This is a genomic window from Streptosporangium fragile (assembly GCF_039534445.1).
Lineage (GTDB): Bacteria > Actinomycetota > Actinomycetes > Streptosporangiales > Streptosporangiaceae > Streptosporangium > Streptosporangium fragile.
The window spans coordinates 21,261-34,279 of sequence record NZ_BAAAVI010000051.1 but is presented as its reverse complement, the minus strand read 5'-3'; the positions used below and the strand labels follow the sequence as shown (position 1 = coordinate 34,279).

General features: G+C 73.7%; 10 protein-coding genes. 4 read left to right on the top strand and 6 right to left on the bottom strand.

The genetic code is table 11. From position 1 onward, the window contains the following. Positions 1-117: 117 nt before the first annotated feature. Positions 118-1,236 (bottom strand): RDD family protein, encoded by a 1,119-nt coding sequence (locus ABD841_RS28430; RefSeq protein ID WP_344978221.1) that lies wholly within the window; start codon positions 1,234-1,236, stop codon positions 118-120. A gap of 37 nt (positions 1,237-1,273) precedes the next feature. Here ABD841_RS28430 and ABD841_RS28425 point away from each other — a divergent pair, with 37 nt between their 5' ends. Next, positions 1,274-2,269 (top strand): stage II sporulation protein M, encoded by a 996-nt coding sequence (locus ABD841_RS28425; protein ID WP_344978219.1) that lies wholly within the window; start codon positions 1,274-1,276, stop codon positions 2,267-2,269. Between the two features lie 13 nt (positions 2,270-2,282). Here the strand turns inward: ABD841_RS28425 and ABD841_RS28420 are convergent, their stop codons facing one another. From ABD841_RS28420 to ABD841_RS28400, 5 genes are all read right to left on the bottom strand, one after another. Beyond that, positions 2,283-3,665: a DUF58 domain-containing protein gene (locus ABD841_RS28420; protein WP_344978217.1), complete on the bottom strand. Its 1,383-nt coding sequence runs from the start codon at positions 3,663-3,665 to the stop codon at positions 2,283-2,285. Between the two features lie 3 nt (positions 3,666-3,668). Continuing rightward, positions 3,669-4,592, bottom strand: a complete 924-nt coding sequence (locus tag ABD841_RS28415) for an AAA family ATPase (RefSeq protein ID WP_344978262.1) — start codon at positions 4,590-4,592, stop codon at positions 3,669-3,671. Between the two features lie 463 nt (positions 4,593-5,055). Continuing rightward, on the bottom strand, positions 5,056-6,216 hold the full coding sequence (locus tag ABD841_RS28410) for a DUF4350 domain-containing protein (protein WP_344978215.1): 1,161 nt from the start codon (positions 6,214-6,216) through the stop codon (positions 5,056-5,058). Continuing rightward, positions 6,213-6,875 (bottom strand): DUF4129 domain-containing protein, encoded by a 663-nt coding sequence (locus ABD841_RS28405; protein WP_344978213.1) that lies wholly within the window; start codon positions 6,873-6,875, stop codon positions 6,213-6,215. Before ABD841_RS28405 ends, ABD841_RS28410 begins: the two co-directional genes overlap by 4 nt. Next, positions 6,860-8,263 carry a DUF7847 domain-containing protein gene (locus ABD841_RS28400; RefSeq protein ID WP_344978211.1) on the bottom strand — a complete coding sequence of 468 codons (1,404 nt, stop codon included), beginning with the start codon at positions 8,261-8,263 and terminating at the stop codon, positions 6,860-6,862. The genes ABD841_RS28405 and ABD841_RS28400 overlap by 16 nt, the downstream gene beginning before the upstream one ends. A gap of 363 nt (positions 8,264-8,626) precedes the next feature. Here ABD841_RS28400 and mtrA point away from each other — a divergent pair, with 363 nt between their 5' ends. The 3 genes from mtrA to ABD841_RS28385 are packed head-to-tail and all read left to right on the top strand — an operon-like array spanning position 8,627 to position 12,855. After that, positions 8,627-9,304: an MtrAB system response regulator MtrA gene (gene mtrA, locus ABD841_RS28395; protein WP_030509347.1), complete on the top strand. Its 678-nt coding sequence runs from the start codon at positions 8,627-8,629 to the stop codon at positions 9,302-9,304. Between the two features lie 25 nt (positions 9,305-9,329). Next, a complete protein-coding gene (gene mtrB, locus ABD841_RS28390; RefSeq protein ID WP_344978208.1) occupies positions 9,330-11,072 on the top strand; it encodes an MtrAB system histidine kinase MtrB in 1,743 nt (580 codons plus the stop codon). Then, a complete protein-coding gene (locus ABD841_RS28385; RefSeq protein WP_344978206.1) occupies positions 11,062-12,855 on the top strand; it encodes an LpqB family beta-propeller domain-containing protein in 1,794 nt (597 codons plus the stop codon). Before mtrB ends, ABD841_RS28385 begins: the two co-directional genes overlap by 11 nt. The last annotated feature ends 164 nt before the right edge of the window (positions 12,856-13,019 follow it).

Below are 13,019 nucleotides of genomic sequence, written 5' to 3'. Positions count from 1 at the left end.
CCTGACGGTCGCCGGACACGGATGAACGGTCCGGACGAAGGGGCGGCGGACCTTCCGCCGCCCCTTCTCCGCTTCTCCGCTTCCCGCGCCCGCGTTCCCGCCCGGCCCGGGGCGACCTCAGGCAGGAGGTACGAAACCGCCCGGGGTGGTGGGGGCGGGCGCCTGCTCGACCGGCCGGGACGCGGGTGGCGGGGAAGCGGGCAGCGGCGACGGCCGGGTCGGGGGAGGCGGCAGCGGGATCCGCCCCGGGGCCGCCTGCCCCGGCGGCGCGTACGGCGGTCGCTGTGGCGCGGGCGGGACGAGCTGCTGCGCCTCGGGCGGGACGAGCTGCTGCGGCGCGTACGGCGGTCGCTGTGGCGCGGGCGGGACGAGCTGCTGCGGCGCGGTCCCGGCCGGGGCGGGGGGCTGCCCGGCGGCCCAGGGAGGGGTACCGCCGGGACCGGCCGGGTGGGGCCCGCCGGGCGTCTCCCGCGCGAGAGGCCCGGCACCGGCCCGCCGGGTCAGGCGGTCGTGGTCGCGGCGGCGGCGCTCGGCCAGGACCGCGGTCAGGTACGCGAACGGCGGCACGCCCGGAGGCGCGGGCGGAGACACGAACGCCGACATCTCGGTGGCGATCCGCACCCCCATCTCGTGCCGGACCGCGGGGCTCAGGTCGTACCACCTCGTGAGGTACTGCCTCGCGGTGGCCGCGACCTGCTCGGGCAGCCGGGACAGCTCCAGCGTCGCCGCCCACGCGGCGAGCTGCGGCGGCATCTCCAGCGGCGGACCGTACTGCCGGGGGCCGCGCTCGGAGATGACGACGGTGCCCGCGAAGATGTCGCCGAGCCGCTTGCCCCGCTCCGAGATCAGCGAGCTGATCAGGGCGGGGGCACCGCTGAGCATCCAGAACTCCAGGACCCCGGCCAGCCCGCGGAACAGGGCCTGCCGGAACCGCTCCGGGCTGCCGTCGTCGGCGACCACCCGGAGCCCGAGAGCGAGCTTGCCCAGGCTGCGGCCGCGGCTGAGCGTCTCGAAGGCCACCGGATAACCGACGAGCACGAGCACCGTGAGCGCGATGTAGACCATCGTGGTCAGCGCCGGATCGCTGAGGAAGGCCAGCATGCCGACCAGCAGGGAGGCGCCGAGCAGCGTCGTGATCTGGACCACCATGTCGATCAGCAGGGCCGCGGCCCTGCTCGGGAGCTGGGCGACGCGGACCTCGACGACCACGGCCTCGCCGGTTACGACATCGGACACACCAAGCACCCTACCTTCGACTGGATAGGCTGCCCGAGTGGACATCGACGCCTTCGTCATCGCGCACCGCGCCACCTGGGACCGCCTGGAGGAGCTGATCCGGCGGCGCAGGTCGCTGGACGGCGCCGAGGTCGACGAGCTGGTCGACCTCTACCAGCGGGTGGCCACGCATCTGTCCCTCGTGCGCTCGGCCTCGGCCGACCAGATCCTGGTGGGCCGCCTGTCGGCGCTCGTCGCCCGCGCCCGCTCCGCGGTGACCGGGGCGCACACCCCGGCCTGGCGCGAGTTCATCCGCTTCTTCACCGTCTCCTTCCCGGTGGTCGCCTACCGGGCGCGCCGGTGGTGGATCGGCACCACGGTCGCGTTCGTCCTGGTCTCCACGGTCGTCGCCGTCTGGGTGGCGGAGAACCCCGGAGTCCAGGCGGCGATCGCCACCCCGGAGGAAATCACGCAACTCGTCGAGCACGACTTCGCCGACTACTACTCGGAGAACCCGGCGGCCTCGTTCGCCGGTCAGGTCTGGGTCAACAACGCCTGGGTCTCGATGCAGGTCATCATCATGTCCATCCTGCTCGGCATCCCGATCCCCTACGTCCTGTGGCAGAACGCGCTCAACGTGGCCGTCTCCGCCGGGCTGATGGCCTCGCGCGGCAAGCTCGACATCTTCTTCGGCCTCATCACCCCGCACGGCCTGCTGGAGCTGACCGCGGTGTTCCTGGCCGCGGCGGTCGGCATGCGCCTGGGCTGGACGGTCGTCGACCCGGGCCCGCGCAGGAGAGGGGAGGCCCTGGCCGAGCAGGGCCGGGCGGTGATGAGCGTGGCCCTCGGCCTGGTCGTGGTGCTGTTCGTCTCCGGGCTCATCGAGGGCCTGGTCACCCCCTCCGGCCTGCCCACCTGGGCCCGCATCGGCATCGGCGTGGTCGCCGAGGCCGCCTTCCTCGCGTACGTGGTCTACTTCGGCCGCCGGGCCGAGGCGGCCCGCGAGACCGGTGACCTGGAGCGGGCCCCCGACCTCGCGCCCAGCGCGGGGTAGGGGCCCCTCCCCGTCACAGGCGGCCGGCCGCCTTCAACGCCAGGTAGGCGTCGGCCAGGGCGGGGGCGATCTGCTCGGGGGCGGCGTCCACCACCTCCACCCCCTGGCGGCGCAACCGGGCGGTGATCCTGCGCCGGTCCGCGCTCAGGCGCTCGGCGGCGGCGGCTCCGTAGACCAGCTCGGGGGTGCCGCGCCCGCCCGCCATCGCGGCGACCTGCGGGTCGGAGACCGCGGCCAGCAGTACCAGGTGCCGCGACGAGAGCTGAGGAAGCACCGGCAGCAGACCCTCCTCCAGCGCCGCCGCGTTGAGGTCGGTCAGCACGACGACCAGGCAGCGCCGCCTGGCCCGCGCCATGACGGCCGCGACCATCCCGGCCGAGTCGGCCTCGACCAGCTCGGCCTCGATCGGGGCCATGGTGTTGACCAGCGACGACAGCAGCTCCGTACGGCCGGCGCCGGACACCCAGGCACGCACCGCGCGGTCGTAGGCCATGAAGTCGACCCGGTCACCGGCGCGGGAGGCCAGCGCCGCGAGCAGCAGCGCCGCGTCCATCGACCAGTCCAGCCGGGGCCAGCCGGGCACCACCGGTGCCGCGCCGGGCGGGCCGGGCCTGGCGGGCGGGCCGGCCCCCGGGGTCTCGCCGGCCAGCGGGATCGGAGCGGCGCCCACCCGGCCGGCCGAGGTGCGGCCGGTGTCCAGCACGATCAGCACCCGCCGGTCGCGCTCGGGCCGCCAGGTGCGGACCACGACGTCGTTACGGCGCGCGGTGGCCCGCCAGTCGATCGAGCGGACGTCGTCACCGATCACGTACTCGCGCAGCGAGTCGAACTCGGTGCCCTGCCCCCGGACCATCGACGGGTGCTGGCCCTCCAGCTCCCTGAGCCGCGACAGCTTCGCCGGCAGGTGCTTGCGGCTGAGGAAGGGGGGCAGCACCCGGACCGACCAGGGCACCCGGTGCGCGCCCTGGCGGGCCGCGACGCCCAGCGGGCCCAGGGTGCGCACCGTCACCGTGACCGCCTCCCGGTCACCTCTGCGGGTGGGGGTGAGCGTGGTGACGAGGCGGCGGCGCTCCCCGGGCGGCACGTCCAGCGGCAGGTGCCGGGGCGCGGCCCCCGCCGACGGCGGCCAGGCGTCCCTGATCAGGCCGCGCGCCCTGCGGGGGCCGGGGTTCTCCACGATCAGCTCGACCGCGGCGGACTCGCCGAGTCGTACCAGGCGGTCACCCGCGCGGGTGAAGCGCAGCGCGCGCACGCTCCCGGCCAGCAGCAGATCCACCGCGACCAGCGCCGCGATCAGCAGCGCCACCCCCGCCACGGCCGGCCCCGGCCGGGGCGCGACCAGCACGACCAGGGTGCCCAGCAGGGCCAGCAGCGCGGCCCGTCCCGTCAGCGCCATCGGTCAGCGGGGGACGGGGACGGAGGCGAGGATGGCGTCGATGAGGCCGTCGGCGGTCGCGCCCTCCAGCTCCGCCTCGGGGCGCAGCTGGATCCGGTGCCGTAGCGCGGGCCTGGCCAGCGCCTTGACGTCGTCGGGCGTCACGTAGCCGCGGCCGGACAGCCACGCCCACGCGCGGGCCCCGGCCAGCAGCGCGGTGGCTCCACGCGGCGAGACGCCGAGCTGGAGCGAGGGCGACTGGCGGGTGGCCCTGGCGATGTCCACGATGTAGCCGAGCACCTCGGGGCCGGCGTGCACCCGGCTGACCGCGTCGCGTCCCGCGGCCAGGTCGCCGGCGGTGGCCACGGCCTTGATGTGCGACAGGTCGCGGGGGTCGAAGCCCAGCGCGTGCCGCTCCAGCACCGCGATCTCCTGATCGCGGGGCGGGAGAGGCACGGTCAGCTTCAGCAGGAACCGGTCGAGCTGCGCCTCGGGCAACTGGTAGGTGCCCTCGTACTCGATCGGGTTCTGGGTGGCGGCCACGATGAACGGGTCGGGCAGTCGGCGCGCCGCCCCCTCCACGCTGACCTGGCGCTCCTCCATCGCCTCCAGCAGCGCGGCCTGCGTCTTGGGCGGGGTCCGGTTGATCTCGTCGGCGAGGAGCAGGTTGGTGAAGACGGGGCCCTCGCGGAACTCGAACTCCGACGTCTTCGCGTCGTAGATCAGCGAGCCGGTGATGTCGCCGGGCATCAGGTCGGGGGTGAACTGCACCCGCTTGAAATCCAGGGACAGCGCCGCCGCCAGGGTCCTGACGAGCAGGGTCTTGGCGACGCCCGGTACGCCTTCGAGCAGCACGTGACCCCGGCAGAGCAGCGCGATCACCAGGCCGGTGACCACGGCGTCCTGGCCGACGACCGCCTTGGACACCTCGGCGCGCAGCGCGCCCAGCGCGTCACGGGCGGCGTCCGCCGCGCCCGTCGCGTACGCGGCCGGGACCGGCGGGGCGACCGGAGCGCCCGGAACCCGCGGCGCGTGCGGCCCGCCGGGCGCGTATGGCGTACCCGCTGTGTGCGGGGCGTCCGGTCCGCTCGGTGCGCCCGTCGTGTGCGGCCCGCCGGGCGTGTGCGGCGCGTTCGCCGGGCCCGGAGGCTGCGGCGCGTCCGGCGCGCTCGGGAAGTACGGCGCGTCCGGCGCGCTCGGGAAGTACGGCGCGTTCGGCGCGCTCGGCGGGTTCGGCGCCTGCGGGGCGCCGGGATCGCCCGGGGCGCCCGGGAAGGGGTCGCCGGGGAAGGCCCCGGCGGAGGTCGCCCCGGTGCGGTCTCCGTTGCCCGGTGGTGTGGTCACGCGGACCCCCTCCCGGGTGCCGGGACCGCGGTGCGGCCGGGCGTTCCGGCTCGCGCGCTACGCTCGCTCACGACTCTCTGACCTGCCTTTCCACCATGTCCATGTATGCGGCCAGGGCGACCAGCCCGGCCTCGTCGGCCGGGGGCGGCCCGTACAGGGCGGCGCCCACGCTCGTCGCCGGCTGGCCGGTCCGGTCGGCGATCGCGTTCACCGTCGCCTCCGGCCCCGCTGCCGAGGGCAGCCCGAGCCGGGGTGTGACCCGGTCGGTGAAGCCCGCGCGGAGCGCCGCGGCGGCCCGGTCGCGGGTCCGTCTCGCACGGTAGAGCCTGGCACGGCCCTCGACCGTCTCGGCGGCCCTGACCACGACGGGGAGCCGCTCGGCCACCACCGGGCCGAGCCTGCGCCCCCGCCAGAGGGCCAGCAGGAGCACCGCGAGCATCACCTGCACCACGGCCCACTTGACCCCGCCGGGGATCAGGTCGTAGAAGGACGCCTCTCCGCCGGTCCGCGGGGGCGACTCGGGGGCCGTCAGCCAGACCAGCACGGGCTTGGCCCCGGCCAGATTCATCGCGAGCGCGGCGTTGCCGTCTTCGGCGAGCCGCTGGTTGCTCATGAATCCGCCGTCACCCGTGACGGTGACCGTCCGCTCCCCGTCCGGGTAGGAGACCAGGGTGGGCGCCCCGTCCGACGGGTAGCAGCCGGTGGCCGACGCCGAAGAGGTGAAGGTCGTCCCGCCCAGGTAGGCGCTGCCCGCCCTGGCCGCGGCCGGCAGGGCGCACCGGGGCTCGCGGGAGCGCGTACGCGCCTGCTCCTGCCGGGGCACCGCGCCGGGTGCGAGCACGTCCAGGTGCGCCCGCACGCCGACCAGGAGCAGGTCGGCGGGGAGCGCGGCCAGCCGCGCGGCGTCCTCCGCGGTGAGGAAGGAGGTGTCGCCGATCAGCAGTGTGCCGGTGCCGGCGCTCTCCGCCTCGGCGGCCGAGGTGACCCGCACGACCCGGACGCCCCGGGCCCGCAGCAGCTCGGCCAGGGCCTTGCCGCCCGACAGCGAGCTGTCGGCGGGGTCGAGCGGCCTGCCGGTCCCCCCGGAGCCGCTCAGCAGCACGCCGGTGACAGCCCCGATGACCACGAGGAACGCGACCACGAGGATGCCCCGGCCGTCACGCCAGAGGCCGCGGGCGGTCGGCGACGCCGACGTCGACCCCGTTCCCGGGGGTGCGGCCAGGCTCATGGGACGGCCCCCTGCCCGGCGGTTCCCGGCGCGGCCCCGGCGAGCACCGGACGGGCGTCGCGCAGGCGCTCGTCGAGGTCGCGCAGGAGCGCGTAGCCCTCGGCCGTGCCCGGCACCTCGCCGTAGGTCACGTCGTCGAACACCCGCGCCGCCGCGGCCAGCCCGGCGGCGAACGCGGGCAGCGCCCGCCCGGCCTCGGCGGCCAGCTCGCCGGCGGTGCGGCCCGGCGTCGCGTCGACGATCACGCGTTCCTCCAGCTCGCTCGCGATCGCCCGGAGCCGCTCACGGATGGCGTCGGACCAGTGGGCCTCCGCGGCCAGCCGCTCGGCGGCCTCACGGTGCTCGGCGGCGGTGCGGCGGCGGCGGCCGAAGACGCCCTCCCCGCGTGCGGTGCGGCCCCGGGCGGTCCTGCGCGCGACGAGGACGATCGCGGTCAGGAGGGCGACGACGATCGCGGCGAGCACGGACCACGCCACCACGCCGCCGACGACGCCCACGGAGTCCTGGTCCAGCAGGTCGCCGAGGAACTGGCTGACGCCGCGCAGGATCCGGTCGAGGAGCGACTCCTTGGCGTACTCCGCCTTGAGCAGCTCCTGGGCCGCCTGGCGTTGTGCCTCCTCGCGATCGATGTCGATCGGGGAGGTCAGGGCTGGGACCACGGGGCTCCCTGACCGGGCTGTCCCCGTTCCCCGGGCCCCGGCTGTCCGTGATCCTGCCCGTACCCCGCCGGTCCCTGTCCCGGTTGCCCGTACCCGGGTGGCCCGTACCCGGGTTGCCCGTACCCGGGCTGCCCGTACCCCGCCGGTCCCTGTCCCGGTTGCCCGTACCCGGGCTGGACGGGGGTCACGGAGGGGTCCCACAGGTCGTCGGCGGACGCGTGGACCCAGCCCTGCCGCTGCTGTTCGATCGCCGCGGTCTGCAGCACCAGGTCGAACGCCTCGGCGCGCATTCGCCGGTCGGCGTAGAGCAGGCCGCTGACCGCGGCCTGGAACGGATAGGTGATCATCGCGCTGATCGTGCCGCCCACGGCGATCAGCACCGCCGCGACGATCTGCGAGCCGGTGGAACTCTCGCTCAGGACGCTGATCAGGCTCACCCCCATGGAGAAGGGCAGGGAGAGCGCCAGGGCGATCAGCCCGGCGAGGATCTGGGTGAGGATCAGGATGCCGAGCGTCCGCCAGAAGGCGCCCTTGACCAGATGCCAGGACCGTCGCAGGGAGTCGATCACACCGCGCCGCTCCAGCACCGCCACGGGCGCCGCGAGAGCCAGCTTGGTGGCGAAGAACGCCACGTAGACGAGGAAGCCCGGGATCGCCGCCAGGATCAGGAGCACCGCCCCGCCGGCCCCGGCCCCCGTCAAGGCCCCGGATGCCGCGAGAGCGGCGAACAACACATAGATCAGGACAAGCGGGGCCAGGAGGACCATCATCTCGATGATCACCACCCCGAACAGGGCGGGCACCCGGCCCCGGGTCAGCCGCCAGGCCTCTCCGGCGGTCATCCTGCCGCCGAAGACCGCGCGGCCCAGGATGCGCGTCAACACGCCGCTGAGCACGACCACCGCGACGAACTCCACCACGGACGAGAGCAGCAGGCTGCTGTACGAGGCGAGGAGGTCCGCCCCGGACACCTCCGCCGTGGCGGGGTCGTCCAGCGCGGGGGCGACGGAACTCAGGGCGAACGCCTGCGCGATCGCCAGGGGGACCGCGCTCACCACGGCGGCGATCGCCGACAGGCCGAGCACGCTCCGCGGGTTGGAACGGATCAGCTTGATCGCGCCGTCGAGGATGTCACCCAGGCCCAGCGGGCGCAGCGGGATGATCCCTGGCCGCATCGCGGGCGGCGCCCCGTAGGGTGGCGCCCCGTACGGGCCCTGCTGGTACGGCGGCGCCTGCCCGTAGGGCCCGTGGCCGGTGTGGGGCGGGGGGGCTCCGGGAGCCGAACCGGGGGTGGTCCACGGCGATCCCGGATCGCCGCCGTAGGGCGGAGGCTGGTTGGACGCCCAACCCGGGGGCGTGCCGGGGGCGGAACCGTGACCGTCTGACATATCCCAATCCTGGCATGTGGCCCCACCGCTCGTGGTGATCGGGCGATCGCAGCTCCCTTTCTCCGCGCGGCAGGTGCCGTTTCCGTCACGGAGATCGACGGAGACGCCGGAGGGATGGCCGAGACGGTGTCGTTTACCGCAGACTGGGAGCGTGGTCATCTCCGCCCGGTGCCCGCAGTCACCGGGACCGGTGGCGGCCGTACGGGGGCACCACGACGCGCTTCACGTTGCGTGTGCCTAAAATTCGTCGTTTGGATGTGCGGTCGTCGGCGGGTGTCATCCAGTAGGCGGACAAGGGTAATCTTCGACGATCGAGCGATTTATCCCAATAACTCCCGAACTGCGTAAACCGAATGAGGGGCCATGAAAGGACGCGTGCTGGTCGTCGACGACGACGCCGCTCTCGCCGAGATGCTCGGCATCGTGCTGCGCGGGGAGGGTTTCGAACCTTCCTTCGTCTCCGACGGCGACAAGGCGCTCGACGCGTTCCGTGACACCAGGCCGGACCTGGTCCTGCTCGACCTGATGCTTCCGGGCGCGGACGGTATCGACGTCTGCCGCCGTATCCGCGCCGAATCCGGTGTGCCGATCGTGATGCTGACCGCCAAGAGCGACACCATCGACGTGGTGCTCGGTCTGGAGTCCGGGGCCGACGACTACATCGTCAAGCCCTTCAAGCCCAAGGAGCTCGTCGCCCGGGTCCGTGCCCGGCTGCGCCGCACCGACGAGCCCACCCCGGAGATCCTGCAGATCGGCGACATCACCATCGACGTCGCCGGGCACTCGGTCAAGCGGGGCGAGGAGACCATCAACCTCACGCCGCTGGAGTTCGACCTCCTGGTCGCCCTCGCGCGCAAGCCCCGCCAGGTCTTCACCCGCGAGGTCCTGCTCGAACAGGTCTGGGGCTACCGCCACGCGGCCGACACCCGCCTGGTCAACGTGCACGTCCAGCGCCTCCGCGCGAAGATCGAGAAGGACCCGGAGCATCCCGAGATCGTCGTGACGGTCCGCGGCGTCGGCTACAAGGCCGGCCCGGCCTGATCCGCGGATCCCCCCGGACCCCGACATGCCTTCCGCCCCGAAGAAGCGTCGCCGGACCCCGCGCCAGCTGGCGCGGGGCCTCCGGCGAAGCGTCCGGCGCGCGGCCGGGCGGGTGCGCCGGGTCTTCTGGCGCTCGCTACAGCTCCGCGTGGTCACCAGCACCATGGTCATCTCCATCGTGGTGGTCGCCGTGCTCGGCGTCTTCCTCATGCAGCAGATCGCCAGAGCCACGCTGGAGGCCAGGGAGAGCGCGGCCAGAAGCGAGGCCCAGGCCGACCGGAACGCGGTGCTCGGCTACCTCAACCAGCCGGCCGCCGAGGCCGCCAAGCAGCCCGTGGAGTCGGGCCAGGCGCTCCAGGCGGGCGGCGGCAGCCCGCTCAGCCAGGCCACCGACGCGCTCGCCCGGCGCGCGGGCTCGGCCAGCCGCTACTCGGTGATCATCCGCAACGAGAACCGGCCCGGCGAGTTCTACGGCACCACGAACATCGACCCGGTCAGCATCCCGCCCAGGCAGCGCGAGGAGCTGTTCAAGAAGGAAGCCGGCGAAGACAGCACCTGGTACACCCCGCTGTACTACAAGGGGCAGCCGGAGCCGGTGCCCGGCCTGATCATCGGCACCCGCCTCGACACCTGGGGCACCGGGCTCGACACCTCGTACGAGATCTACCACCTCGTCCCCCTGGACAAGGAGGAACGGATCCTCGCCTCGGTCCAGCAGATGATCATCCTCGTCGGCGCCGGTCTCGTCCTGCTGCTGGCCGCCATCGCCTTCCTGGTCACCCGCCAGGTCGTCACGCCGGTGCGTCTCGCGCGGCAGGCCGCCGAGCGGCTGGCCGCCGGGCGCCTGGACGAACGGCTGAAGGTGCGCGGTGAGGACGACCTGGCACGCCTGGCCACCTCCTTCAACGAGATGGCCGCCAACCTGGCGCTGAAGATCCACCAGCTGGAGGAGCTCTCCCAGGTCCAGCGGCAGTTCGTCTCCGACGTCTCGCACGAGCTGCGCACCCCGCTGACCACCGTGCGAATGGCCGCCGACCTGCTCTACGACGCCCGGGAGGACTTCGACCCGATGGCCGCCAGGTCGGCCGAGCTGATGCAGAACCAGCTCAACCGGTTCGAGGCGATGCTCGCCGACCTGCTGGAGATCAGTCGCTACGACGCGGGCGCCGCCGACCTGGACATCGACTCCGTGGACGTCAGGGACGTGGTGCTCCGCGCCGTCGCCGACTCCGAGGCGCTGGCCGAGCGGCACTCCACCAGGTTCGACCTGCGCCTGCCCGGTGAGCCCTGCATGGCGGAGATGGACAGCCGCAGGGTCGAGCGCATCCTGCGCAACCTGCTGTTCAACGCCATCGAGCACGGCGAGGGGCGCGACATCGTCGTCTCGGTCGGCGCCGACCGGGACGCGGTCGCGGTGGCCGTACGCGACCACGGGGTGGGCCTGAAGCCCGGTGAGGAGAACCTGGTCTTCGACCGCTTCTGGCGGGCCGACCCGTCCCGGGCCCGCACGATCGGCGGCACCGGACTGGGGCTGGCCATCTCCCGGGAGGACGCCATGCTGCACGGCGGCTGGTTGCAGGCCTGGGGCGCCCCCGGCGAGGGATCGCAGTTCCGGCTCTCGCTGCCCAGGGTGGCCGGGGCCGTCCTGCGCGGATCGCCGCTGCCGCTGGTCCCGCCGGAGGTGGAGATGCGCCGCACGTGGCGGGGGCAGCACATGACCCCGGTGCTGTCGCCCGCGGTGATCGACGGAGGCCGCGATGCGGACTAAGCCTCTCCGCGCCGCGGGCCTGGCGGCGATGGCCGCCGTGCTGGCCTGCGGCACGTCCTCCTGCGCCGTCATCCCCACCGGCGGCAAGGCCATCGCCGTCGACGACGTGCGCAAGGGCAACCCGCTCGGCGACCCGTACGCGCGGGTCATCCCCATGTCGCCGAACCCCGAGTGGTCGCCCGAGGAGGTCGTCACCGGCTTCCGGGCCGCGATGGCCAGCCCCGACGACCCGGCCCGCACGGTCGCCCGCCGTTACCTGACCGAGACCTTCGCCAGGAAGTGGAACCCCCACAGCGGCGTCACGGTCTACCGGCAGGGTGACTACGAGAAGCTCCCGCCCGTGGGCGAGGAGGACAAGCAGACGCGGGTCACCCTCAAGGGCGCCGTCACGGCCATCATCGACCAGGACGGCCGCTACCGCCCCAGCGGCGGCGCGCTCAACGAGCCCTTCAGCCTCGTCAGGGGGCCCGGCGGCTGGCGGATCGACGCCGCCCCCGACGGGCTGCTGCTCTCGGAGGTCGACGTCGACCGCGGCTACCTCCCCGTGGACCTGTACTTCCTGGACGCGCAGTGGAAGGGACTGGTGGTCGACCAGGTCCGCGTGCCGATCGATCCCGCGGCCAACTTCGCCAAGACCACGGTCGAGCGGCTGCTGCAGGGGCCGAGCAGTTCGCTGAAGGACGCGGTGAACACCGCCTTCGAGCCCGGCACCGAGCTCATCGACGTCACCACCGAGAACAACCGCGTCGTCATCGACCTCACCCGGGGCGTCGACGTCGACCGCGTCAACTCGATGGCGGCCCAGCTCGCCGCCACGCTCACCGCGCTGACCAAGGGCGGCTGGGGCTTCGAGGTCAAGGTCAACGGCGAGCCGTACTACTCCTCCGGCTCCGCGCTCCAGATCGACGCGCAGGAGCAGTCGAGGTTCGACCCCTGGATGACCCCGAACAACGTCGCCCCGTTCTACCTGGCCGGCGGGGCCCTGCATCTGCTGGGCAAGGAGAACACGGGCCACCCGGTGCCGGGCCGGGCGGGCCAGAAGGACAACGAGTTCAAACATCCGGCGATCAGCGCCCAGCCGGTCAAGCAGGTGGCGGTGCTCTCGGCGGACGACAAGACCGTCTCCGTGGCGCCGCTGGCCGCGGGCGGCGAGTGGCGGGTGTGGGTGACCGGCGACAACCTCACCCCGCCGTCCTGGGACCGCTACGACACGCTCTGGACGGTCAACCGGCCCGACGACCACACCTCGATCGTGCTCCGGCACGACAGCGAGAACAAGCACCAGTACCGGGTCTCCGCTCCCGAGCTGGAGACGGCCCACGTCCGGTTGCTCAAGGTCGCACGGGACGGCGTGCACGTCGCGGTGGTCGTCAGGGACGGGATGGGGGAGCAGGTCCACATCGGCACGGTCATCGGCCAGCGCGAGAACACCCGCATCGACAACCTCCAGACCGTGGTGCCCGCCGAGAGCGGGCAGACGATCAAGGACATCGCCTGGAAGGACGGCAAGACCCTCTACGTGCTGACCGGCAAGTCCGAGCTGCTGGAGGCGTCCGTCACCGCCGCGCCCAAGTCGCTGGCCTCCGACTCCCGCATCAAGAGCATCACCGCGCTGGACGGCACCCTGCTGGCCGGGGCGGAAGACGACAACGGCAACCGGCAGGTCCTGTTCTGGAACACCGCCAAGTGGGATCCGCTGGTCAAGGACGAGACGACCGGCTCCACCGGCTTCGCCGAGAACGGTCCCGACGGCCCGTCCTCCCCGGCCTTCCCCCTGGGGTGACCCGGGTCCGGTCTTCCCGGGGTGATCGGGGTCCGTTTCTCCCGGTCTTCGCCCGGGGGTATCCGGGCCCGTCCTTCCCGGTCTTCCCTCCGGGATGACCCGGATCCGGTCTTCCCGGCCTTCCCGGGTCGATTCCGGCCCGTCGCCGTCCCGGGACCGCCCCG

Coding starts and splice junctions, on each gene's coding strand:
- ABD841_RS28410 (WP_344978215.1), bottom strand. CDS start 6,216: ATGAGCCTGGCCGCACCCCCGGGAACGGGGTCGACGTCGGCGTCGCCG.
- ABD841_RS28400 (WP_344978211.1), bottom strand. CDS start 8,263: ATGTCAGACGGTCACGGTTCCGCCCCCGGCACGCCCCCGGGTTGGGCG.
- mtrB (WP_344978208.1), top strand. CDS start 9,330: ATGCCTTCCGCCCCGAAGAAGCGTCGCCGGACCCCGCGCCAGCTGGCG.
- mtrA (WP_030509347.1), top strand. CDS start 8,627: ATGAAAGGACGCGTGCTGGTCGTCGACGACGACGCCGCTCTCGCCGAG.
- ABD841_RS28385 (WP_344978206.1), top strand. CDS start 11,062: ATGCGGACTAAGCCTCTCCGCGCCGCGGGCCTGGCGGCGATGGCCGCC.
- ABD841_RS28420 (WP_344978217.1), bottom strand. CDS start 3,665: ATGGCGCTGACGGGACGGGCCGCGCTGCTGGCCCTGCTGGGCACCCTG.